Raw genomic sequence first — 23,238 nt, forward strand, 5'->3', positions numbered from 1 at the left:
TTGTGCGCGCGCTGACGCATATCTGAGAGGGAGCACGCTATGTGGTTACCCTGGATGGAATATGCCGCCGTGCTGGCGCTGATGACGCTGCTGACCATTCCCATGGGCAAGTGGCTGGCACGCTGTTTTACCGGCGAGCACCATACCTGGCTGGAACGCCTGACCTATGCGGCTTTCGGCGTGAATCCGCAGGAGCGCATGGGCTGGCTGCGCTATGGCTCGGCCCTGCTGCTGTCGAACGCCGTGATGATGCTGCTCGGCTATCTGATCCTGCGCCTGCAGGGCAGCCTGCCGCTGAATCCGCTGGAGATCGCGGCCCAGGCCCCCGATCTGGCCTTCAACACGGCCTCGTCCTTCATCACCAATACCAACTGGCAGGCCTATGCGGGCGAGAACAGCCTCAGCAATGCCACGCAGATGGCGGCCATCACCTTTCTGATGTTTGCGGGCGCGACCACGGGCGTGGCGGCCGGCGCGGGCTTTGTGCGCGGCCTGGCGCGCTCCAGCAGCGAGGACATCGGCAACTACTGGGTCGACTATGTGCGCGTGTTCTGGCGCGTGCTGTTGCCGCTGTCCTTCGTCATGGCGCTGGTCTATGTCTGGCAGGGCATGCCGCAGACGCTGCACGCCGAGACCGTGGCGACCACGCTAGAAGGCGCGAAGCAGCAGCTGCTGATGGGGCCGGTGGCCAGCTTTGAAAGCATCAAGCACCTGGGCACCAACGGCGGCGGCTTCTTCAGCATGAATGCGGCCCACCCGTTCGAGAACCCCACGCCGCTGACCAATGTGCTGCACATCTTCTCCATGCTGCTGATACCCGCGGGCATGACCTACGCCTTCGGCTCCATGCTGCTGCGCCGCCGCCAGGGCTGGGTGCTGTTCGGCGCCTGCCTGGTGATGTTCGTCGGCTTTCTGAGCCTGGTGTTCGTGGCCGAGCAAAGCGGCAGCGGCCTGCTGGAGCGCGCCGGCGCGAACCAGCAATGGAGCCTGACCCAGCCGGGCGGCAATATGGAAGGCAAGGAGCTGCGCTTCGGGATTGTGGACACGGCGCTGTTCGTGACCACGACCACGGCCGCGACCACGGGCTCGGTGAATGCCATGCATGATTCGCTGACCCCGCTGGGCAGCATCACGCCGCTGGCGCAGATGATGCTCAACTGCGTGTTCGGCGGCGACGGCGTGGGCCTGATCAACCTGATCCAGTACGCGATTCTCACAGTGTTCCTGGCCGGCATGATGATAGGCCGCACGCCCGAGTTCCTGGGCAAGAAGATCGAGGTGCGCGAGATCAAGCTGGTCATGCTCGCGGTGCTTGCGCAGCCGGCCAGCATCCTGGGCTTCACGGCGCTGGCCGTGCTCTGGCCCGATGCCGCGGCCAGCCTCAACAACCACGGCCCGCATGGCTTCTCGGAAATCCTCTACGCCTATGCCTCGGCCACGGCCAACAACGGCTCGGCCTTCGCGGGGCTGAATGCCAACACGCCGTACTTCAACGTCACGATAGGCCTGGCCATGCTCGTGGGGCGCTTTCTCACGCTGCTGCCCATGCTGGCCGTGGCCGGCTCCATGGCGGCCAAGACCACGGTGCCTGCGGGCCCGGGCACCTTCCCCACGGCCACGCCGCTGTTCATGGGCCTGCTGGTGTTCGTGGTGCTGGTGGTGGGCGGGCTGACCTTCCTGCCGGCCCTGGCCCTGGGCCCGGTGATCGAACATCTGCAGATGCTGGTCGGCCAGCTGTACGCATAAACCAACTTTGCCAGAGGTGCGCGGCACAGGCGCACCAAGGAGCAAGCAATGAAATCCTCTTCTCAAACTCTTTGCGCCGCGGCTTCTGCGGCATCGGCTGCGGTGTCGCCGCAGGCGGATACGGCGCCGGCTTCCTGGGGGCGTCTGCTGGGCAGCAGCCTGCGCGCCGCCGTGGTGGTGATGCTGGTGTCGGGCATTGCCTATCCGCTGCTGACCACGGGCGTGGCCCAGGCCCTGTTCGCGCAGGCCGCCAATGGCAGCCTGATCGAGCGTCACGGCCGCATCGTGGGCTCGGCCCTGATAGGCCAGCAGTTCACGGGCGCCCGGTATTTCCATGGGCGCCCCAGCGCCACCACGGCTGCTGACCCCGAAAAAGAGGGTGCCAGCATCGCCGCGCCCTATAACGCGGGCCTGTCGGGTGCCAGCAACCAGGGCGTGACGCACCAGGACCTGGCCCAGGCCGTGGCCCGGCGCGTGGCGCAGTACCGGCAGGAGAACGGCCTGGCCGCCGATGCCGAAGTGCCGGTGGATGCCGTGACGGCTTCGGCATCGGGGCTGGACCCGCATATCTCGGTGGCCAACGCCCTGCTGCAGCTGCCACGCGTGGCGCAGGCGCGCCATCTGCACCAGGCCAAGGTACAGGAGCTGCTGGACCAGGCCACGCAGCAGCGCACCCTGGGCCTGCTGGGCGAGCCGCGCGTGAACGTGCTGCAGCTCAATCTGGCACTCGATGCCTTGCAGCCAGCCGCTCAGGCCAAGGAGTAAGCCATGCGCAAACAAAAAATGACGACGGGCAGCGGCCTGTTTGATGCCAAGCTGGTGCGCGCCGCGCTGTGGGACGCCGTGCACAAGCTCTCGCCCCGCACGCAGTGGGGCAATCCCGTGATGTTCGTGGTGTATCTGGGCGCCATTCTCACCAGCCTGCTCTGGGGGCAGAACCTGATGGAGCCGGCCAGCCAGAACAACGGCTTTGTGCTGGCGATCGCGCTGTGGCTGTGGTTCACCGTGCTGTTTGCCAACTTCGCCGAAGCCCTGGCCGAAGGCCGCAGCCGCGCCCAGGCCGCCAGCCTGCGCAGCATGAAGCGGGACACCGTGGCCAAGGTGCTGCAGCAGCCGCGCTACGACAGCTCATGGATTCCCATGCGCGCCAGCGAGCTGCGCAAGGGCGTGACGCTGCTGATCGAAGCCGGCGACACGATAGCGCTGGACGGCACGGTGATCCAGGGCGTGGCGACGGTGGACGAGAGCGCCATCACCGGTGAATCGGCGCCCGTGATCCGCGAGGCCGGCGGCGACTTCTCCTCGGTCACGGGCGGCACGCGCGTGCTGTCGGACTGGCTGATTGTGGAGGTCACCGTCAATCCCGGCGAATCCTTTCTGGACCGCATGATCTCCATGGTCGAATCGGCCAAGCGCCAGAAAACACCTAACGAGCTCGCGCTGACGATTCTGCTCGTGGGCCTGACCCTGGTGTTTCTGATGGTCATCGTCACGCTGTGGCCGTTCTCGGCCTTTGCCGTGGCGCAGACGGGCTCGGGCACCGTGGTCGGCATCGCCGTGCTGGTGGCGCTGCTGGTCTGCCTGATCCCGACCACGATTGGCGGCCTGCTGTCGGCCATAGGCGTGGCCGGCATGAGCCGCATGATGCAGGCCAATGTGATCGCCACCTCGGGCCGTGCCGTGGAGGCCGCGGGCGATGTGGACGTGCTGCTGCTGGACAAGACCGGCACCATCACCCTGGGCAATCGCCAGGCCAGCGACTTCCTGCCGGCTCCGGGCGTCACGGCCCAGCAGCTGGCCGAGGCCGCGCAGCTGTCGTCGCTGGCCGACGAAACCCCCGAAGGCCGCAGCGTGGTGGCCCTGGCCCATGAGCGCCATGGCCTGCCCGAGCACGGCAGCGCCGAGGTGCAGACCGAGTTTCTGCCCTTCACCGCGCAGACGCGCATGAGCGGCGTGGACCTGCTCTCGGCCCAGGGCCGGCGCAGCCTGCGCAAGGGCGCGGCCGATGCGGTGCGCCGCCACGTGGAGGCGCTGGGCGGCAGCTTCCCCAGCCAGGTGCAGCTGTCCGTGGACAATGTCTCGCGCAAGGGCAGCACGCCGCTGGTCGTGGCCGACGGCGCCAAGGTACTGGGCGTGATCGAGCTCAAGGACATCGTCAAGTCCGGCATGCGCGAGCGCTTTGCCGAGCTGCGCCGCATGGGCATCAAGACCGTGATGATCACCGGGGACAACCCGCTGACGGCGGCCGCCATCGCGGCCGAGGCCGGCGTGGACGACTATCTGGCCGAGGCCACGCCCGAGGACAAGCTGCGCCTGATCCGCACCCATCAGGCCGCGGGCCGGCTCGTGGCCATGACGGGCGACGGCACCAACGATGCGCCGGCCCTGGCCCAGGCCGATGTGGCCGTGGCCATGAACAGCGGCACCCAGGCCGCCAAGGAGGCCGGCAATATGGTGGACCTGGACAGCAATCCCACCAAGCTCATCGAGGTGGTGGAGACCGGCAAGCAGATGCTGATGACGCGCGGCGCGCTGACCACCTTCAGCATCGCCAACGACGTGGCCAAGTATTTCGCCATCATCCCGGCGGCCTTCGTCGGCACTTATCCACAGCTGGCCTCGCTCAACGTGATGCAGCTGCACAGCGCCGACTCGGCCATCCTGAGTGCCGTGATCTTCAACGCGCTGATCATCATCGCCCTGGTGCCGCTGGCGCTGCGCGGCGTGCGCTACCGCGCCGTGGGCGCCGCCGTGCTGCTGCGCCGCAATCTGCTGATCTACGGTCTGGGCGGGCTGATCGTTCCCTTTGTGGGCATCAAGCTCATAGACATGCTGCTGGCCCTCTTCGGCCTGGTTTAACCCCTCTTCACGCCTGCCTCCCATCCCGCTCCGGTATCCGGGGCGGGCAGGGGCTGGTCTTGCCCGAGCTTTCCTCATCATGTGCAAATCTTTCCCATCGGCGCTGGCCGTATCGCGTTCCCTGGCCGCTTCGGCCGCGTTCGGTCTCGCCGCCATCGCGGCGGCAATCCCGGCCCTGGCCGAGGACGGCCAGGCCTCGGCCGCGGCAGCAGACAGGCCCTCCGCCTGGCCGGTCACGGGCAGCCTGAGCCTGCTCAGCGACTACCGCTTTCGCGGCATCTCCCAGACCTGGCGCGGCGCCGCCGTGCAGGGCGGCATCGAGCTGGCTCTGCCGCAGGGCTGGTATCTGGGCAGCTCGCTGTCCAATGTCTCCACCCACAGCTATGCCCAGGGCCAGGGGCTGGAGCAGGACATCTATGGCGGCTGGCGCGCCGAAGTGGCGCCGGGCTGGCAGCTGGACACGGGCCTGCTGCACTACCGCTATCCGGGCGCCAGACTGGCGGCGGACAATGGCGCGGGCAAGCGCTTCGACACCACCGAGGCCTATCTGGGCGCCAGCCATGGCGGCTTCAGCGCCAAATGGTCGCTGGCGCTGAGCCCGTACTTCGGCCTGCAGGACGGCACGGCGGGCTCCGCCTTCGCCACGGCGCTGGCGCCGGCCGGCAGCAGCCGCGGCAGCCAGTACCTGGATCTGAACTACCAGCATGGCCTGGGCGACTGGGCCACGCTGGGCCTGCACGGAGGCTATACCTATGTGCGCAATTACAGCGCGGTTTCCTATGCCGACTGGCGCCTGTCCCTGGCCAGGAGCTGGGGCGGATGGACCGCGACCCTGGCCTATGCGGGCACCTCGGCCGATGCCCGCTACTACAGCGCCGCCAACGGCCAAGGCCAGCTGCGCAGCCTGGGCCGCAGCGGCTGGGTGCTGGGCCTGAGCGCGGCCTTTTGACCGGTTTGAGTGATACGCTGATTACCCCATGCCCGCCAACAATCTCCCCCCGATCGCCCCGCGCCCCGATCCCGATGCGCTGGTGGCCCAGCTGCAGGCCGAGCGGCAGCAGGCCGCGCGCGGCAAGCTGCGCATCTACTTCGGCTCCAACGCCGGGGTGGGGAAGACCTATGCCATGCTGGCCGCCGCGCTGCGCGAGCGCCAGGCCGGGCGCTCGGTGCTGGTGGGCCTGGTGGAGACGCACGACCGGGCCGAGACCGAACAGCAGCTGCACGACCTCGAGCAGCTGCCGCGCCGCATGCTGGCCTACCAGGGGCGGCAGCTGTCCGAGTTCGATCTCGACGCCGCGCTGGCACGCCACCCCGATGTGCTGCTGCTGGACGAGCTGGCCCACAGCAATGTGAGCGGCTCGCGCCACCCCAAGCGCTGGCAGGACGTGCAGGAGCTGCTGGACGCCGGCGTCAATGTCTGGACTACGCTCAACGTCCAGCACCTGGAGAGCCTCAACGACGTGGTCGGCGGCATCGTCGGCATCAAGGTGCACGAGACCGTGCCCGACCAGATCTTCGACGATGCCGACGAGGTCGTGGTCGTCGACATCTCGCCCGAGGAGCTGCTGCGCCGCCTCAAGGCCGGCAAGGTCTATCCGCTGGAACAGGCCGAGCGCGCCTCGCACAATTTCTTCCGCCTGGGCAATCTGCTGGCGCTGCGTGAGCTGGCGCTGCGCCGCACGGCCGACCGCGTCGACGAAGACATGCGCGACTACCGGCGCGAGCGCGCCATCGGCGAGGTCTGGCCCGCGCGCGAGCGGTTGCTGGTCGCCGTGGGCGGCCGTGCCGGCGACGATGCTCTGGTGCGCCAGGTCGCGCGCCTGGCGCGGCGGCTGGAGGCCGACTGGATGGTGGTCTATGTGGATGCGCCCGAACGCCAGCACCGGCCGCGGCGCGCGCAGGAGGCCGTGCTCAAGACCCTGGCGCTGGCCTCGCGTCTGGGCGCGGACACGGCCACCATTCCCGGCACCGATGTGGCCCAGGCCCTGGTCGATTTCGCGCACGAGCGCAATGCCAGCCATCTGGTGCTGGCGCGCGTGCAGCGGCGCGTGTCGCGCTGGCTGCCCTGGGTGCCGCCCAATCTGATCGAGCAGATCGCGCGCCTGGATCCGGGACTGGACGTGCTGGTGCTGTCGCCGCCGGTTCCCAAAAGCGAGAGCGCCGAGCGCAAGCGCAGCAACGATCGCAAGCCGATCGCCTGGGTGGGTTATGTGGGCGCGAGCCTGGCCTGTTTTGCGGCCACGGCGGTGGCCGAGCTGCTGCTGCAGGTCTTCGAGCCAGCGAACGTGGTCATGCTGTTCCTGCTGGTGGTGGTGCTCTCCGCCCTGCGCTGGGGGCGCGGGCCCGGGGCCTGGGCCGCCTTGCTGGCCGTGCTCTGCTTCGACTACTACTTCGTGCCGCCGCGCGATTCGTTCTCCGTCAACGACACCCAGTACCTGTTCACCTTCAGCCTGATGCTGGGCGTGGCTCTGGTCTGCGGCCAGCTCATGGCCAGGCTGCGCCACGAGGCCCGCGTGGCGGCCGAACGCGAGCGCCGCGCGGGAGCGCTGGCGCGGCTGGCGCGCGACCTGTCGGGCGCGCTGACCCAGGAGCAGGTCGCGCAGACCGCGCTGACCACGGTCTCGGGCGTGTTCGATGCGCAGACCGGACTGCTGCTGCCCGATGCCAACGAGCAGCTGCATATCGCCGCGGGCAGCACCGGCAGCATTGACGCGAGCGTGGGCCGCTGGGCCATGGAGCATGGCCAGATGGCCGGCCATGGCACGGACACTTTGGCGGCATCGCCGGCCCTGTACGTGCCGCTGATGGCCCCCGTGCGCGCGCGCGGCGTGCTGGCCCTGCATCTGCGCTCGCCCGAGCGGCTGGATGTGCCCGAGGAGCGGCGCCTGCTCGAGGCCTGCGCGAGCCAGATCGCGCTGGCGCTGGAGCGCGTGCACTTTGTCGAGGTCGCGCAGCAGACCCAGATCGCCATGGAGGGCGAGCGGCTGCGCAACACCCTGCTGTCGGAGGTCTCGCACGATCTGCGTACGCCGCTGACCGGCATTCTGGGCGCGGCCCAGACGGCTCTGCCCCATGCGAGCCAGGGCGTGACGCACGAGATGCTGGTGCAGATCCGCAACCAGGCCCAGTCCATGCAGCAACTGGTGGACAACCTCCTGGCCATGGCAAGGCTGCAGCAGGGTGGGGTGCATCTCAAGCGCGAATGGCTGCCCGCCGACGAACTGGTGGGCAGCGCGCTGCAGCAGATGCGCGACCGCCTGGCCACCCATGTGGTGCAGACCCGGCTGCCGGTGGACCTGCCCCTGCTGCATGTGGATGCGGTGCTGATGGAGCGCGTGCTTGTCAACCTGCTGGACAACGCCGTCAAGTACACGCCGGCGGGCACGGCCATTCAGATCTCGGCGCACAAAGAGGGGGAGGACTGCCTGCTGCAGCTGCAGGACACGGGGCCGGGCCTGCCGCGCCACATGGCGGCGGCCCAGCTGTTCGAGCCCTTCACGCGCGGCGTGACCGAGTCCTCGGTATCCGGCATGGGCCTGGGCCTGACCCTGGCGCAGCGCATCGTGGAGGCTCATGGCGGCACGCTGGAGGCGGAGTCCGGCGCCGCCGGCGAAGGAACGCTGTTCACGATACGCCTGCCGGTGCCCGAGCAGCCGCGCCTGGACGAATAGCGCCGACAATCCGATGTCATAGACCAGGGATTCCGAATGAACGCGAGCGGCCCAAGAATTTTGTTGATCGAAGACGATGCCAGCATCCGGCGCTTTGTGCGCCTGGCGCTGGAGGACGAAGGCTGGCTGGTGTTCGAGTCCGACACTGCCAAGCGCGGCCTGATCGACGCGGCCAGCCGCCAGCCCGATGCCGTGGTGCTGGACCTGGGCCTGCCCGACGCCGACGGCAAGACCGTGATCGCCGAACTGCGCCGCTGGAGCCAGCTGCCGATTCTGGTGTTGTCGGCGCGCGAGCGCGAAGAGGAAAAAGTCGCGGCCCTCGATGCGGGCGCCGACGACTATCTGACCAAGCCTTTCGGCGTGCCCGAGCTGCTGGCGCGTTTGCGCGTCATGCTGCGCCGCCGCCAGCAGGCGAGCGCGGCGGACAAGGGTGGCAGCTGCGCGCATTTCGGCAATGTGTCGGTCGATCTGGCCACCCACGAGGTCGCGCGCGACGGCGAGCCGGTGCATCTGACGCCCATAGAGTTCCGCCTGCTGGCGGCGCTGATCGCGGGCCAGGGCCGGGTGCTGACGCATCGCCAGCTGCTGCTGCAGGTCTGGGGGCCCGAGTATCTGGACCGGCCCCACTATCTGCGCGTGCACATGGCGAATCTGCGCCAGAAGATAGAGCTCGACCCGGCCCAGCCCCGGCATCTGCTGACCGAGCTGCAGGTGGGCTACCGGCTGCTGGGCCTGGCCGCATCCTAGGCGGCGAATCCCTGCAGCGCCAGGGCCGTGGCATACATGGCCAGGCCGAACACCGCGTGCAGGACCAGGCTGTGGCCGCGCGCGAGCCAGGGCCTGGGCGCGCGGCTGGCCGCCACGCCCAGGCCCATGCCGGGCTGCATCACGAAAAACGGGAACACCACGCTGGCCAGGCCCACGGCCAGTGCCGGCAGCAGGCGCGGCGCTTCCAGCCAGGCCGGGCCCGCGAGGGTGACCAGGGCCAGGGCAAACAGCATGCCGATCAGATAGTGGGCGCTCCAGCCAATGGCGGCTTCGTAGGCCTTGGGCGCCGAGGCCGTGATCGGCGCATGAGCGCAGCGGCCCTCGGGCAGATACAGCAGCCAGCGCCCGACCAGGGCGTAGTCGAGTGCGGGCGCGCCGAACAGCCGCCGGCGCAGCATGGCCCAGAGGTCGATGACGGCGGTGGCGCCAAGACCCACGAACAGGGTCTGGGCCAGGGGAACGGGGTGGTCTATGCTCATGCGGCTTGCCTTGGTGCGAAGAAAAACCGACTATGCAACTTGAAGTCAACTTCAAGTCAAGCACGCATGCTCATCGATATCGGCGCGGTGGCCCGCCAGTCCGGCCTGACCGCCTCCACCCTGCGTTACTACGAGGCCCAGGGCCTGATTTCCTCCTGCGCGCGGCATGGCCTGCGGCGCCAGTACCAGCCCCAGGTGCTGCAGCAACTGGCCCTGATCACGCTGGGCCGAGCAGCGGGCTTCTCGCTGGCCGAGATCCGCCAGATGTTCGGCGACGGCGGCGCGCTGGAGGTGGACAGGCAGGCGCTGGCACGCCGGGCCGAGGAGCTGGACCGCGGCATACGCCGCATGACCGCGTTGCGCGAAGGCCTGCGCCATGCGGCGCAATGCCCGGCGCCCAGCCATCTGGAATGCCCGAAATTCCAGCAGATGCTGCGCGTGGCCGCCAGGTCGGCCAGGGACGGAGGCTGAGCCCTTTCGCGGCGCCGTGGATGCGGCCGCGTCTATAATCGCCGGATATCCGAGGAGCGTTGCAGCGTCCCCCATCAGGCGGGGCGTGAGGCTCGGACCCAACACTCGCAACGACGCTCACCCACGCTTTCTGTGCGGTGCGGCGCTTTCCCCTCCTGCTGCAGATCGTGGACTGTTTCCAAGTTTGTTCCGAGCAGGAGTTTTCATGAGCAATACCCAAGACCGCGCGATCGCCGACATTTCCCTGGCCAGCTGGGGCCGCAAGGAGATCAGCATCGCCGAAACCGAAATGCCTGGCCTGATGGCCGTGCGCGAAGAATTCGCCGCCGCCCAGCCGCTCAAGGGCGCACGCATCACCGGCTCGCTGCACATGACCATCCAGACGGCCGTGCTGATCGAGACGCTGACGGCCCTGGGTGCGCAAGTGCGCTGGGCTTCGTGCAACATCTTCTCCACCCAGGACCATGCCGCGGCCGCGATTGCCGAGACCGGCGTGCCCGTGTTCGCCATCAAGGGCGAATCGCTGAAGGACTACTGGGATTACACCCACAACATCTTCGAGTTCGGCGCCAAGGGTGCCGAGAACGAAGGCCCGAACATGATCCTGGACGACGGCGGCGATGCCACCATGCTCATGCACCTGGGCATGCGCGCCGAAAAGGATCTGTCCGTGCTGGCCAACCCCGGCTCCGAGGAAGAAAAGATCGTCTTCGCCGCCATCAAGGCCAAGCTGGCCGAAGACGGTACCTGGTACAGCCGCAAGAGCGCCCAGATCATGGGCGTGACCGAGGAAACCACGACCGGCGTGCACCGCCTCAACGAAATGTCCGCCAAGGGCACGCTGAAGTTCCGCGCCATCAACGTCAACGACTCGGTGACCAAGAGCAAGTTCGACAACCTGTACGGCTGCCGCGAATCGCTTGTGGACGGCATCAAGCGCGCCACCGACGTGATGATCGCTGGCAAGGTGGCCGTGGTGGCCGGCTACGGCGACGTGGGCAAGGGCTGCGCCCAGGCGCTGACGGCACTGCGCGCCCAGGTGTGGGTGACCGAGATCGACCCCATCAACGCCCTGCAGGCGGCCATGGAAGGCTACAAGGTCGTGACCATGGAATACGCGGCCGACAAGTGCGACATCTTCGTGACCACCACCGGCAACCGCGACATCATCCGCCACGAGCACATGCTGGCCATGAAGAACGAGGCCATCGTCTGCAACATCGGCCACTTCGACAACGAGATCGACGTGGCGTCGATCGAGAAGTATGAGTGGGAAGAGATCAAGCCCCAGGTGGATCACATCACCTTCCCCGACGGCAAGAAGATCATCCTGCTGGCCAAAGGCCGTCTGGTGAACCTGGGCTGCGCCACCGGCCACCCCAGCTTCGTGATGTCCAACTCGTTTGCCAACCAGACCCTGGCGCAGATCGAGCTGTTCACGCGTCCCGAGGCCTATGAAGTGGGCAAGGTCTATGTGCTGCCCAAGATCCTCGACGAGAAGGTCGCGCGCCTGCACCTGAAGAAGGTCGGCGCCCAACTGACCGAGCTGACCCAGGCCCAGGCCGACTACATCGGCGTGAGCAAGCAAGGCCCTTACAAGCCCGAGACCTACCGCTATTAAGCACCCCCTGAGCGGCTTTGCCGCTTCCCCCTCTCTGGCTTCGCCGGAGGGGGACGACGCCCTCGCTGCGGGGGCGGCCCTTGCTCGGCGTCCCTGGCATTGGTTCGCGCCAGTTTTTGAGGGTTGATGCCAGCACTAACCGAGATTCCCTGGAGAGCGACGCGATGCGCGCAGATGTTTTTTTAGTTGAGGCTGGCCATGCGAGCACCCGTTCCCAGGCCCAGCGTCTGATTGCCTCGGGTGTGGAATGGCGGCTGACGCCGCTGGCCCCCTGGAAGAAGGTCGCCAAGAACGGCGATGAGATTCCCGCGGGTGCCGAGCTGCAGCTGCTGGATGCGGCCGAGGCCAAGTACATCTCGCGCGGCGGCCTCAAGCTCGAAGGCGCGCTGGCCGCCACGGGCTTCAAGGTTGCAGGCCTGCGCTGCCTGGACGTGGGCCAGAGCACGGGCGGCTTCACCGACTGCCTGCTGCAGCAGGGTGCGGCCCAGGTCATAGGCGTGGATGTGGGCCATGGCCAGCTGCACGAGCGCCTGCGCGCCGATGAGCGCGTGGTATGCGTGGAGGGCCTGAATGCCCGTGCCATGACGGCCGAGTCGCTGGCCGCCGCCTGCGACGAGGCGCTCAGCGAAATCCTCGAGGAAGAGGAAGACAACGACACCCAGCCCCAGGCACCCTATGCCTGGATGCGCAACGGCGGTCAGGTCGACGAGGACTACGACGACAGCGACGACGCCAAGGAGCAGGATATCGAGGCCTTCAAGGCCGAGCGTGCTGCCAAGGCCCGCGCCAAGGCCGATGGCCTGGCCCCGGTGCAGCGCCGCCGCAGGCCCGGCACCGAGAAGATAGACATCACGCCCGCATTCGACTTTGTCACCGGCGACGTGTCCTTCATCTCGCTGACCTTGGTCCTGCCTTCGGCCGTGCAGCTGCTCAAGCCCCATGGCCGCCTGCTGATGCTGGTCAAGCCGCAGTTCGAGCTGCAGCCCGGCCAGGTCGGCAAGGGCGGCATCGTGCGCGATCCGGCGCTGTATGCCGAGGTGGAGCAGCGCATCCGCGACTGCCTCGTGGAGCAGGGGATGACGGTGCTGCAGTGGCTGGATTCGCCGATCGAAGGCGGCGACGGCAATCACGAGTTCTTTGTCTTTGCGCAGCAGGGCGCCGAGGTCAAGGCGCCTGCCGCTGCCGACACGGCGGAAGAGCAGTCCAAGCCCGCCGCCAAGAAGGTCGCGGCCAAGCGTCCCTCTCGCGCCGACATGCGCGCCAAGCGCGAAAAGCAGGAGCTGTACGAAGACCCCGAGGTCGCCAGCTTTGGCCAGCCCGGACCGGCCCGCGCCAAGCAGAAAAAGCGCAACGAGCGCTGAGCGCCATCCATAGACCAGAAATTCCGAGACAAGAGACGTCATGAGCTTCCCGATCAGCTTCGAGTTTTTCCCGACCAAGACGCCCGAAGGCGCGGCCAAGCATGTGGGCGTGCGCCAGGCGCTGTATGCGCGCAAGCCCGAGTTCTGCTCCGTGACCTACGGCGCCGGCGGCTCCACCCAGGCCGGCACCTTCACCATGGTGAGCGACATCCAGAACGAGGGTGTGGGCGCGGCCTCGCACTTCTCCTGCATAGGCGCCACGCATGACAAGGTGCGCGCCGAGCTCGGCGAACTCAAGGTCATGGGCGTCAGGCGCATCGTGGCCCTGCGCGGCGACCTGCCCAGCGGCTACGGCCTGGGTGGCGAGTTCCACTACGCCAGCGATCTGGTGGCTTTCGTGAAGAAGGAATTCGGCGACTGGTTCCACATCGAAGTGGCCGCCTATCCCGAAACCCACCCTCAAGCAAAGTCCCCACGCAGCGATCTTGAGGCATTTGTTGTTAAAGTGCGCGCTGGGGCAGATTCCGCCATCACCCAATATTTCTACAATGCCGATGCCTACCTGCGCTTTGTGGATGATGTGAGGGCCCTGGGGCTTGATATACCCGTCGTGCCGGGGATCATGCCCATCACCAGCTCTACACAGCTGATGCGCTTCTCGGATGCCTGTGGCGCCGAGATTCCGCGCTGGATTCGCCTGCGTCTGCAGGCGTTCGGAGATGACTCTGCATCCATTCGTGCCTTTGGTCTGGATGTCGTGACTCATCTATGCGAGCAGTTGCGCAGCCAGGGAGCTCCCGGGCTGCACTTCTATACGATGAATCAGAGCGTCGCCACTCTGGAGATCTGCGACCGCCTGGGTCTGTAAGCCTGAAGCTTGCCGGCCGCTGGGGCGGCCAGGCTTGGCGGCACTCGCTTGAGTTTTCAAGGAGAACCCGCCCGTGTCGCAAAAAAAAGAATGGCGTTACTGGCGCTGGATGGGGCTGGGGCTTGTCACGGCCGTCATGGCCGGCTGCGCACCCCTGCCGGAGAATGCAGCCACCCAGGATGCGGCGCAGCCAAGCCGGGGCGCTCTGAGCGCGGCGGAGCGTGCCCAGCTCAGGTCCAAGCCGCAGCCCCCCGCCACGGCTTCGGCGCCGCTGCGCCCCGATGCCTATGCGCGCAGCAACTACCGCGACAAGGGGCTGGGCATCAGGGCCAACAAGCCCGGCGATGCCGACAAGGCCGATACTCCCGAAGACAGCAACAAATACGATCTGAACCCGCCGCGTGAAAGCGACCAGTCGGGCCTTGCGTCCTGGTATGGCGAGCAGTTCCACGGCCGCAAGACCGCCAGCGGCGAGCGTTTCGACAGCACGGACTTCACGGCCGCGCACCGCGACCTGCCATTCGGCAGCCGGGTCTGCGTGCGCAGCTCGGTCACGGGCAAAAGCGTGGTGGTGCGCATCAATGACCGTGGCCCGTTCGCGCCGGGACGCGTGATCGACCTGAGCAAGGCCGCGGCCCAGGAGCTGGGCATGCTGGGCTTGGGCATCAAGCCCGTGGAGCTGTGGCAGCTCGACGGCGACGAGGACGAATGTCCGGCCCGGCTGAGTGCCTCGGCGCGCAAGTCCTCGGGGCGCACTGTGGTCGGCGAGGCGCGCAACAAGGTGAAGTCCGCCAAACATGGCGGCCGCCAGGTACACACCTCGGCCAGCCAGCCCAGCCGGCATCACAAATAACAAGAGGACCGCTGCGGTCCTCTTTTTTTGGCACAGCGAAGGATCAGCCGCCCGATTCCAGCGTGAAGGCTGCGTTGTCGTCCTGGCCGAGCAGCTTCACCAGCTGCGGCATGGCGGGTTTGAGCTGGTCTTTGAGGTTGAACGGCGGGTTGATCAGGAACATGCCGCTGCCCGGCAGGCCGCCGCGCTCAGAGGTCTTGTTGCTCTTGACGGTCAGCGTGGCGTGCAGCCAGCTCTTGCCGGCCTTGGTGGCCATGGTCTTGAGGCGCTTGGGCAGATCGTGGGCCTCGGGGCGCGGAATGATGGGATACCAGATGGCGTAGGTGCCCGTGGGAAAGCGCTTGAGGCTGTCCGTCACCATGTCCAGCACGCGGCCGTAGTCGGTCTTGAGTTCGTAGCTGGGGTCGCAGAGCAGCAGCGCGCGGCGCGAGGGCGGGGGCAGGAATTTCTTCACGCCCTCAAAGCCGTCTTCGAGCAGGATGCTGACCTTCCGGCCCACTTCCAGCTGGGCCATATTGCCCGTCAGCGAGCGCATGTCGGTCGGGTGCAGCTCGAAAGCCTTGAGCCGGTCGTGCGGGCGCAGCAGCGCCTGCGAGATGAAGGGCGAGCCGGGGTAGTTGCGCAGGGCATTGCCCTGGTTGAAGCTGCGCACCAGCTGCAGATAGTCCTGCAGCACGGGCGCGAGTTCGGCCTCCTTGGCCGCGGCCAGGCGCAGTATGCCTTCTTCGGCCTCGCCGCTCTTGCTGGCATAGTCGCCGTCCAGGCGGTACAGGCCCGCGCCGCCGTGGGTGTCGAGCACCGTCAGCGCCGCCTCCTTTTGCGTGAGGTATTGCACGGTGGCAATCAGCACGGTGTGCTTGAGCACATCGGCGTGGTTGCCGGCATGGAAGGCGTGGCGGTAACTGAACATATGGGCGGATGGTAACCAGCCGGGCAAGGGGCGCAAGAGAGGGGTTCTCCGTCCGGCTTGCCCTTGATGGCTGAAAGGTTGAGAGGGTGCCGGACCGTGGCGGCCCTGGGAAAACCGGGGGTTTCACAACGGGCTTGGCACGGGAATGCGCAAATTTGGCGGTTTTTGTATAATGGCCGGCTTCGCAGCGATTTTATGGGTCCCGCGGCGAAGGCTCGGACTTCGGTTCGAGTAACCCCGCCTAAGAGGCTTCCTTTAAAAGATTCGTCTTTTTCAAGAAGAAGCACCGACCGCGGAAAAGGACTCGCCAAACCCTCTTGAAAGAGAAAACTCATGTCTACATTCAGCGCAAAGCCCGCTGAGGTGCAACACGAGTGGTTTGTGATTGACGCCACCGATAAGGTGCTCGGACGTGTCGCCAGCGAAGTGGCACTCCGTCTGCGCGGCAAGCACAAGGCCATTTACACACCTCACGTTGACACCGGTGACTACATCGTCATCATCAACGCCTCCAAGCTCAAGGTCACTGGTACCAAGAACCTGGACAAGGTGTACTACCGTCACTCCGGTTTCCCCGGCGGCATCACTGCCACCAACTTCCGCGACCTGCAAGCCAAGTTCCCTGGCCGTGCTCTCGAGAAGGCCGTCAAGGGCATGCTGCCCAAGGGTCCTCTGGGCTACGCCATGATCAAGAAGCTGAAGGTTTACGGCGGTGCTGAGCACCCCCATACCGCACAGCAGCCTAAGGCTCTGGAAATCTAAGGAGACCTAGATGATTGGTGATTGGAACAATGGCACCGGCCGTCGCAAGTCCAGCGTCGCTCGCGTGTTTCTGAAGAAGGGCTCCGGCAAGATTACTGTGAATGGCAAGGACATTCAGCAGTACTTCGGTCGCGAAACCTCCATCATGATCGCAAAGCAACCCCTGGTTCTGACTGAGAACCTGGAGACTTTCGACATTCAAGTGAACGTCCATGGCGGCGGCGAATCCGGTCAAGCCGGTGCAACCCGTCACGGCATCACCCGTGCCCTGATCGACTATGACGCAGCTCTGAAGCCTGCACTGAGCCAAGCCGGCTTCGTGACTCGCGACGCTCGTGAAGTCGAACGTAAGAAGGTCGGTCTGCACTCCGCACGCCGCGCCAAGCAGTTCTCGAAGCGTTAATTCGTTTCTCCTGCACGAAAGACCTGCTGCGGCGGGTCTTTCCACAAAAAACCGCTCCGGGCGCAAGTTCTGGGCGGTTTTTTTGTGCGCTGTTGCAGCGGATCGGCAATGCCCCCACTTGGCCTGTCGGCAAAGCCGCACGGCCAGAATTCCCGAGCCCGTTGCTGTACCATTTCGGGCAATCAAGAAACTCCGGAGTATTCCCATGAGCGCCGTAGCTGAAACCACCACCGAAATGCCCGCACCGATCATCTTCACCGACAGCGCCGCTGCCAAGGTGGCCGACCTGATCGCCGAAGAGGGCAACCCCGATCTGAAGTTGCGCGTTTTCGTGCAAGGTGGCGGCTGCTCGGGCTTCCAGTATGGCTTCACGTTTGACGAGATCACCAACGAGGACGACACGACCATGACCAAGAATGGCGTCTCGCTGCTGATCGATGCCATGAGCTACCAGTATCTGGTCGGCGCCGAGATCGACTACAAGGAAGATCTGCAGGGCGCCCAGTTCGTGATCAAGAACCCCAACGCTACCACCACCTGCGGCTGCGGCTCCAGCTTCTCGGTATAAGCCGTGTTCCGACGCCGGTCGCTTGCGCCCGGCGTTATCTGTCAGGCCGCTGCTCGTCAGCGGCTTTTTTGTTGCCGCGGCACAAGAATTTTCGGGAGAGAACGATGGCTGAGCTGACTCCATCGGCGCATGCGCCGCATAAGGAACGGCTGCTGTGGCTGGTGGCCATAGGCTTTTTCATGCAGGCGCTGGACGCGACCATTCTCAACACCGCCCTGCCGTCCATGGCCGAGGCGCTGGGCGAGAGTCCGCTGAAGATGCAGTCCGTCATCGTCGCCTATGCGCTGACCACGGCCATGCTGATTCCGGCCACGGGCTGGGTGGCCGACCGCTTTGGCACGCGCCGCGTGTACGGCGTGGCCATCGCGCTGTTCGTGCTGGGCTCGGTGCTGTGCGCGCTTTCGCCCAATCTCTCGTTCCTGGTCGCGGCGCGCGTGGTGCAGGGCGTGGGCGGCGCCATGATGCTGCCCGTGGGGCGGCTGGCCGTGCTGCGCACCTATCCGCGCGATGACTTCATCCGCGCCATGAGCTTCATCGCGATCCCGGGCCAGGTGGGGCCGCTGCTGGGGCCTACGCTGGGCGGCTGGATGGTGGAATACCTGTCCTGGCACTGGATTTTCTGGATCAACGTGCCCGTGGGCCTGATCGGGCTGTGGGCGACCTGGCGCTGGTTTCCGCGCGGCGCGCTCGTGGCGGTGCGCAAGTTCGATACCGCAGGCTATGCCATGCTGGCTTTCGGCATGGTGGCGATCTCGGTCGCGCTGGACGGGCTGTCGGGTGTGGGCCTGGGCATGGCCCTGGTCGCCGTGCTCATGGTCTTCGGCCTGGCCAGCCTGGCCAGCTATTGGATGCATGCGCTGCGCATCGAAGAGCCCCTGTTCGCGCCCGAGCTGTTCAAGGTGCGCTCGCTGCGCGTGGGACTGCTGGGCAATCTGTTCGCGCGCTTCGGCAGCGGTGCCGCGCCGTTCCTGATTCCGCTGCTGCTGCAGATCGGCCTGGGCCTGTCTCCCGTGAGCGCCGGCCTGATGATGCTGGCCACGGTGACCGGCTCCATGCTGGTCAAGCGCATCGCGGTGCGCACCGTGCAGCGCTTCGGCTACAAGCGCGTGCTGCAGGTTAACTCGGTAATGCTGGCTCTGATGCTGGCCTCGTTCGGCCTGGTCGTGCCGGGCATGCCGACCTGGCTGCTGCTGTTGCAGCTCTTCATCTTCGGCGGCTTCAACTCCATGCAGTTCTCGGCCATGAACTCCGTCACGCTCAAGGACATGGAGGGCGAGAACGCCAGCAGCGGCAACAGCCTGCTGTCCATGGTGCAGATGCTGGCCATGAGTATGGGGGTGGCCCTGGCCGGTGCTCTGCTCACGGGGTTTAGCGATATGTGGCATCTGCAGGCCGGCGACCGCATGCTGGCTATCCGCGCCACCTTCGTGACCGTGGCCTTGATGACGCTGGCTGCCACGCTGGTGTTCAGCCAGCTCGACAGCGACGAGAGCGTGCGCCCGGCGCCCGATGCCGGCGACTCCTGACCAGGGATTCCCGGAAGGCCGGAAATCTGAAAATATTTCTCTGGACGGCCGTTTTTAGGGGTTCTCCCTTGCTTTTGTGGGGGCATATATGCACTGCCACATAGCCAATATGAGCACTGTCATATGCGAAGCTGCGAAGGGACGCGTAGTCTTGCAATGTAGACAAATGCAGCGCCTGGAACGCATCTTGCATGCAGGCGCTCCACCTATTTTGGCCCCACAACCATGAGCAAAAGTCAGAACTCACAGCCCATACGCTTCTTCCACCGCGGCGCGGTGGTGGAGGTGCAGGGACCGCATCCCACGCGCTCGGTGCTCCAGTGGCTGCGCGAAGACGCGCACTGCACAGGCACCAAGGAAGGCTGCAACGAAGGCGACTGCGGCGCCTGTACCGTTGTCATCGGCGAGCTGGCCGATGCGGGCGATGCCCAGGCCATCAACGGCCTGCGCCTGCAGTCCGTCAACGCCTGCATCCAGTTTCTGCCCAGCCTGCACGGCAAGGCCTTGTTCACCGTGGAAGACCTCAAGCCGCAGTGCGCGGGCCAGGCCGGCTGCGCCAGCCGGTCTGCAGCCCCGGCGCTGCACCCGGTGCAGCAGGCCATGGTGGACTGCCATGGCTCGCAGTGCGGCTTCTGCACGCCGGGCATCGTGATGTCGCTGTGGTCGGCCTACGAGCTGCATAGTCAGCAGGGCACGCAGCCCACGCGCCAGCAGCTGGCCGACGAGCTCTCGGGCAATCTGTGCCGCTGTACGGGCTACCGCCCGATTCTCGATGCGGGCCAGCGCATGTTTGATCTGCCCGCCGTGCGCCTGGACACGGCGCCCGTGGTGGCCGCGCTGCAAGGCCTGCGCGGCGACGGCGATGGTGATCACGCGGGGCTGGACTATTCGGCCACGCAGAATGCGCGCACCGATCACTTCCATGCGCCGCGCACGCTGGACGCGCTGGCAGCCCTCTGCGAAGCCAAGCCCAAGGCGCGCATCGTGGCGGGCTCCACCGACGTGGGCCTGTGGGTCAACAAGCAGTTCCGCGATCTGGGCGACATGATCTATGTCGGCGACGTGGCCGAGATGAAGCGCATCGAGGTGCGGCCCGATGCCGAGGGCGGCGAGCTGTACATCGGTGCCGGAGCCTCTCTGGAGGCCGCCTGGAGCGCGCTGGTGCAGCGCGTGCCCAGCCTCACCGACGTCTGGCTGCGCTTTGCCTCCACGCCTATCCGCCATGCGGGCACCATGGGCGGCAATGTGGCCAATGGCTCGCCCATCGGCGACTCGCCTCCGGTGCTGATGGCACTGGATGCGCAGATCGAACTGCGCAAGGGCTCGCGCGTGCGCCGCATGCCGCTGGCCGAGTTCTATCTCGACTATATGCAGAACCAGCTGGAGCCCGGCGAGTTCGTGCAGGCCATGGCCGTGCCGCTGGCGGCCATGCAGCGCCAGGTGCGCGCCTACAAGATCAGCAAGCGCTTCGATTGCGACATCTCGGCCCTGTGCGCGGGCTTTGCGCTTGAGCTTGAGCAAGGGGCGGTGAAAGCCATACGCCTGGCTTTCGGCGGCATGGCGGCCACGGTCAAAAGAGCGGCCCGCGCCGAGGCGGCTCTGGTCGGCAAGCCCTGGAGCCAGGAAAACGTGGCGGCCGCGCAGGCCGCCCTGGCCGCCGACTTCCAGCCCATGAGCGATATGCGCGCGAGTGCGGAATATCGGCTCAAGGTGGCGCAGAACCTGATTCAACGCCTGTGGCTGGAAACCCGGGCGGAGCAGCCCGTGGACAGCGCAGACGCTAGCGTGTGGAGCGTGATGCCCCATGCCGTCCCCGCAACCGCGGAGCAGGGAGCCTGAGATGAAGCATCCACATGAACTGAGCGACGTGCAAATGGCCGAGACCTTTGCCGACTACCGCCGCAACACGGCCACCCGCCTCGATGAAGCGGGCGAGGCGCAGGCGCAGGGCCAGGGGGCCCGCGTGGGCGTCAGCCGCAAGCATGAGTCCGCGCATCTGCATGTGGCGGGCGAGGCCGCCTATATCGACGATCTGCCTGAACTCGAAGGCACGCTGCACTGCGCGCTGGGGCTTTCGCCGGTGGCCCATGGCCGGCTCACGGCGCTGGCGCTGGAGGCCGTGCGCGCCATGCCCGGCGTGGTGGAGGTCATCACGGCGGCCGACATACCCGGTGTCAACGATTGCGGCTCCATCATCCATGACGATCCGATTCTCTGCGACGGCGAGATCCGCTACGTGGGCCAGCCGCTGTTTGCGGTGATCGCCCGCACGCGGGAGGAGGCGCGCCGCGCGGCGGCGCTGGCCAAGAGCGCGGCCAGCATCGAAGTGCTGCCGCCGGTGCTGACGCCGCAGAAGGCCCACGAACTGGGCCAGTATGTGATGCCGCCCATGCATCTGGAGCGCAGCACCCACGAGGGCGGCGCGCGCGCGGCAATCGCCGGAGCGCCGCACAGGCTCAAGGACAGCTTCGAGGTGGGCGGCCAGGAGCAGTTCTATCTCGAGGGCCAGATCAGCTACGCGATTCCCAAGGAAGACGGGGCCGTGCATATTCACTGCTCCACCCAGCACCCCAGCGAAATGCAGCATCTGGTGGCCCATGCGCTGGGCCTGGCCTCGCATGCGGTACAGGTGGAGTGCCGCCGCATGGGCGGCGGCTTCGGCGGCAAGGAGTCGCAATCGGCGCTGTTTGCCTGCGTGGCCGCGGTGGCCGCGACCCGTTTGCGCCGGCCGGTAAAGCTGCGCCTGGATCGCGACGACGACTTCATGATCACGGGCCGCCGCCACTGTTTCTGGTATGAATACGAGGTCGGTTACGACGACGAGGGCCGCGTGCTGGGGGCCGAGATCTCCATGGTCTCGCGCGCCGGACATTCGGCCGATCTGTCGGCGCCGGTGATGACGCGCGCGCTATGCCATTTCGACAATGCCTACTGGCTGCCCGATGTCAGCATGCATGGCTATATGGGCAAGACCAATACCCAGAGCAACACGGCCTTCCGCGGTTTCGGCGGGCCGCAGGGCGCGATCGCCATCGAGAACATCCTGGACACGGTTGCGCGCGCGCTGGGGCGCGACCCGCTCGATGTGCGGCGCGCCAACTTCTATGGCCAGGAAGCGCGCAACGTCACGCCCTACGAGCAGACGGTCACCGACAACGTGATCCACGAGCTGGTGGCCGAGCTCGAGGCCTCCAGCGACTACCGTGCGCGCCGCGCGGCCGCGGCCGCCTTCAATGCGCAAAGCCCGGTGCTCAAGCGCGGGCTGGCGCTGACGCCGCTGAAGTTCGGCATTTCCTTCAACGTCGCGCATTTCAACCAGGCCGGAGCGCTGGTGCATATCTATACCGATGGCTCCATCCTGGTGAATCACGGCGGCACGGAAATGGGCCAGGGGCTCAACACCAAGGTGGCCCAGGTGGTGGCGCATGAGCTGGGCGTGGCCTTCGAGCGGGTGCGCGTCACGGCCACCGACACCAGCAAGGTGGCGAATACCTCGGCCACGGCTGCGTCCACGGGCGCCGACCTCAACGGCAAGGCCGCCCAGGACGCGGCGCGGCAGCTGCGCGAGCGCCTGGCCGAATGCGCGGCGCGCCTGCATGGCGGGGACGCCAAGAGCGTGCGCTTTGCCAACGATGCGGTGGAGGTGAACGGACAGACCCTGGCTTTTGCCGATCTGGTGCGCAGCGCCTATCTGCAGCGCGTGCAGCTCTGGTCCGACGGCTTCTACGCCACGCCGGGACTGCACTGGGATGGCAAGGCCATGAAGGGCCGGCCCTTCTTCTATTTCGCCTATGGCGCGGCCGTCAGCGAGGTGGTGGTCGATACCCTGACGGGCGAATGGAAGCTGCTGCGCGCCGATGTGCTACACGACGTGGGGCGTTCGCTGAACCCGGCCGTCGATATCGGCCAGGTCGAGGGGGCCTTCATCCAGGGCATGGGCTGGCTCACCACCGAGGAGCTGGTCTGGCATCCGCAAAGCGGCAAGCTCACCACCCACGCGCCCAGCACCTACAAAATTCCTACGGCCAACGACTGCCCGCCCGTATTCAATGTGCGCCTGTTCGAGGGCGACAACTACGAGGACTCGATCCACCGCAGCAAGGCCGTGGGCGAGCCGCCGCTGCTGCTGCCGTTCTCGGTGTTCTTCGCGATACGGGATGCGGTCTCGTCCGCCGCCGATCACCGCTTGAGCCCGCCCCTGCGTGCGCCTGCCACGCCGGAGGCCATCCTGCGAGCAGTGGAAGCCGTTCAAGGGCACACTCGCTAACTTTTCCTCACGGGTGTTGTCGCCCCGCGGGGCGGCAGCCGTTCCGAATCATGGCTGTTGCCGCGGGGCAAGGCTATGTGCTGCGCCGTCTATGCCACGGCGCAG

At 66.6% G+C, this 23,238-nt stretch carries 19 protein-coding genes and 1 riboswitch; of the genes, 17 read left to right on the forward strand and 2 right to left on the reverse strand.

The window, feature by feature from the left end:
• Nucleotides 1-39: 39 nt before the first annotated feature.
• The 6 genes from kdpA (at nt 40) to AB6724_RS16880 (ending at nt 9,023) form a co-directional block, all read left to right on the forward strand.
• Nucleotides 40-1,746 carry a potassium-transporting ATPase subunit KdpA gene (gene kdpA / locus AB6724_RS16855; protein WP_369339688.1) on the forward strand — a complete coding sequence of 569 codons (1,707 nt, stop codon included), beginning with the start codon at nt 40-42 and terminating at the stop codon, nt 1,744-1,746.
• 48 nt (nt 1,747-1,794) lie between these two features.
• Nucleotides 1,795-2,511 carry a K(+)-transporting ATPase subunit C gene (gene kdpC / locus AB6724_RS16860; protein WP_369339689.1) on the forward strand — a complete coding sequence of 239 codons (717 nt, stop codon included), beginning with the start codon at nt 1,795-1,797 and terminating at the stop codon, nt 2,509-2,511.
• Nucleotides 2,512-2,514: 3 nt separating this feature from the next.
• Nucleotides 2,515-4,605 carry a potassium-transporting ATPase subunit KdpB gene (gene kdpB / locus AB6724_RS16865; RefSeq protein WP_369339690.1) on the forward strand — a complete coding sequence of 697 codons (2,091 nt, stop codon included), beginning with the start codon at nt 2,515-2,517 and terminating at the stop codon, nt 4,603-4,605.
• Between the two features lie 79 nt (nt 4,606-4,684).
• A complete protein-coding gene (locus AB6724_RS16870) occupies nt 4,685-5,554 on the forward strand; it encodes a TorF family putative porin (RefSeq protein ID WP_369339691.1) in 870 nt (289 codons plus the stop codon).
• Between the two features lie 28 nt (nt 5,555-5,582).
• Nucleotides 5,583-8,276 (forward strand): DUF4118 domain-containing protein, encoded by a 2,694-nt coding sequence (locus tag AB6724_RS16875; protein ID WP_369339692.1) that lies wholly within the window; start codon nt 5,583-5,585, stop codon nt 8,274-8,276.
• A gap of 36 nt (nt 8,277-8,312) precedes the next feature.
• Nucleotides 8,313-9,023, forward strand: coding sequence for a response regulator (locus tag AB6724_RS16880; RefSeq protein ID WP_369339693.1), 711 nt, complete (start codon nt 8,313-8,315; stop codon nt 9,021-9,023).
• On the opposite strand, the gene AB6724_RS16885 is transcribed toward AB6724_RS16880, so the two are convergent.
• The gene (locus AB6724_RS16885; RefSeq protein ID WP_369339694.1) at nt 9,020-9,523 is read right to left on the reverse strand and encodes a DUF2938 domain-containing protein; all 504 of its coding nucleotides are present in this window, start codon (nt 9,521-9,523) and stop codon (nt 9,020-9,022) included. The genes AB6724_RS16880 and AB6724_RS16885 overlap by 4 nt on opposite strands.
• A gap of 66 nt (nt 9,524-9,589) precedes the next feature.
• On the opposite strand from AB6724_RS16885, the gene AB6724_RS16890 reads away from it, so the two are divergent.
• The 5 genes from AB6724_RS16890 to AB6724_RS16910 all read left to right on the forward strand — a co-directional run bounded on the left by AB6724_RS16890 (nt 9,590) and on the right by AB6724_RS16910 (nt 14,697).
• Nucleotides 9,590-9,994, forward strand: a complete 405-nt coding sequence (locus tag AB6724_RS16890) for a helix-turn-helix domain-containing protein (RefSeq protein ID WP_369339695.1) — start codon at nt 9,590-9,592, stop codon at nt 9,992-9,994.
• Between the two features lie 45 nt (nt 9,995-10,039).
• A riboswitch (S-adenosyl-L-homocysteine riboswitch) is annotated at nt 10,040-10,120 on the forward strand.
• Nucleotides 10,121-10,199: 79 nt separating this feature from the next.
• Nucleotides 10,200-11,615, forward strand: coding sequence for an adenosylhomocysteinase (ahcY, locus tag AB6724_RS16895; protein ID WP_369339696.1), 1,416 nt, complete (start codon nt 10,200-10,202; stop codon nt 11,613-11,615).
• A gap of 164 nt (nt 11,616-11,779) precedes the next feature.
• On the forward strand, nt 11,780-12,976 hold the full coding sequence (locus AB6724_RS16900; RefSeq protein WP_369339697.1) for a TlyA family RNA methyltransferase: 1,197 nt from the start codon (nt 11,780-11,782) through the stop codon (nt 12,974-12,976).
• 40 nt (nt 12,977-13,016) lie between these two features.
• Nucleotides 13,017-13,844, forward strand: coding sequence for a methylenetetrahydrofolate reductase [NAD(P)H] (gene metF, locus AB6724_RS16905; RefSeq protein ID WP_369339698.1), 828 nt, complete (start codon nt 13,017-13,019; stop codon nt 13,842-13,844).
• A gap of 109 nt (nt 13,845-13,953) precedes the next feature.
• A complete protein-coding gene (locus tag AB6724_RS16910; RefSeq protein WP_369339729.1) occupies nt 13,954-14,697 on the forward strand; it encodes a septal ring lytic transglycosylase RlpA family protein in 744 nt (247 codons plus the stop codon).
• Between the two features lie 43 nt (nt 14,698-14,740).
• Here the strand turns inward: AB6724_RS16910 and AB6724_RS16915 are convergent, their stop codons facing one another.
• Nucleotides 14,741-15,607, reverse strand: coding sequence for a 23S rRNA (adenine(2030)-N(6))-methyltransferase RlmJ (locus AB6724_RS16915; protein WP_369339699.1), 867 nt, complete (start codon nt 15,605-15,607; stop codon nt 14,741-14,743).
• Nucleotides 15,608-15,940: 333 nt separating this feature from the next.
• Here AB6724_RS16915 and rplM point away from each other — a divergent pair, with 333 nt between their 5' ends.
• From rplM to xdhB, 6 genes are all read left to right on the forward strand, one after another.
• Nucleotides 15,941-16,369 carry a 50S ribosomal protein L13 gene (rplM, locus tag AB6724_RS16920; RefSeq protein WP_003059004.1) on the forward strand — a complete coding sequence of 143 codons (429 nt, stop codon included), beginning with the start codon at nt 15,941-15,943 and terminating at the stop codon, nt 16,367-16,369.
• A gap of 10 nt (nt 16,370-16,379) precedes the next feature.
• Nucleotides 16,380-16,772, forward strand: a complete 393-nt coding sequence (rpsI, locus tag AB6724_RS16925) for a 30S ribosomal protein S9 (protein ID WP_003059002.1) — start codon at nt 16,380-16,382, stop codon at nt 16,770-16,772.
• A gap of 205 nt (nt 16,773-16,977) precedes the next feature.
• Nucleotides 16,978-17,340, forward strand: coding sequence for an iron-sulfur cluster insertion protein ErpA (gene erpA / locus AB6724_RS16930; protein WP_369339700.1), 363 nt, complete (start codon nt 16,978-16,980; stop codon nt 17,338-17,340).
• Nucleotides 17,341-17,444: 104 nt separating this feature from the next.
• A complete protein-coding gene (gene mdtD, locus AB6724_RS16935; protein ID WP_369339701.1) occupies nt 17,445-18,866 on the forward strand; it encodes a multidrug transporter subunit MdtD in 1,422 nt (473 codons plus the stop codon).
• A gap of 225 nt (nt 18,867-19,091) precedes the next feature.
• The gene (xdhA, locus tag AB6724_RS16940) at nt 19,092-20,705 is read left to right on the forward strand and encodes a xanthine dehydrogenase small subunit (RefSeq protein ID WP_369339702.1); all 1,614 of its coding nucleotides are present in this window, start codon (nt 19,092-19,094) and stop codon (nt 20,703-20,705) included.
• A 1-nt stretch (nt 20,706) separates the two neighbouring features.
• Entirely contained in the window at nt 20,707-23,133 is a 2,427-nt protein-coding gene (gene xdhB, locus AB6724_RS16945) for a xanthine dehydrogenase molybdopterin binding subunit (protein WP_369339703.1), read from the forward strand.
• Nucleotides 23,134-23,238: the final 105 nt, after the last annotated feature.

The sequence above is a fragment of the Comamonas guangdongensis genome, assembly GCF_041079535.1.
GTDB lineage: Bacteria > Pseudomonadota > Gammaproteobacteria > Burkholderiales > Burkholderiaceae_C > Comamonas > Comamonas guangdongensis.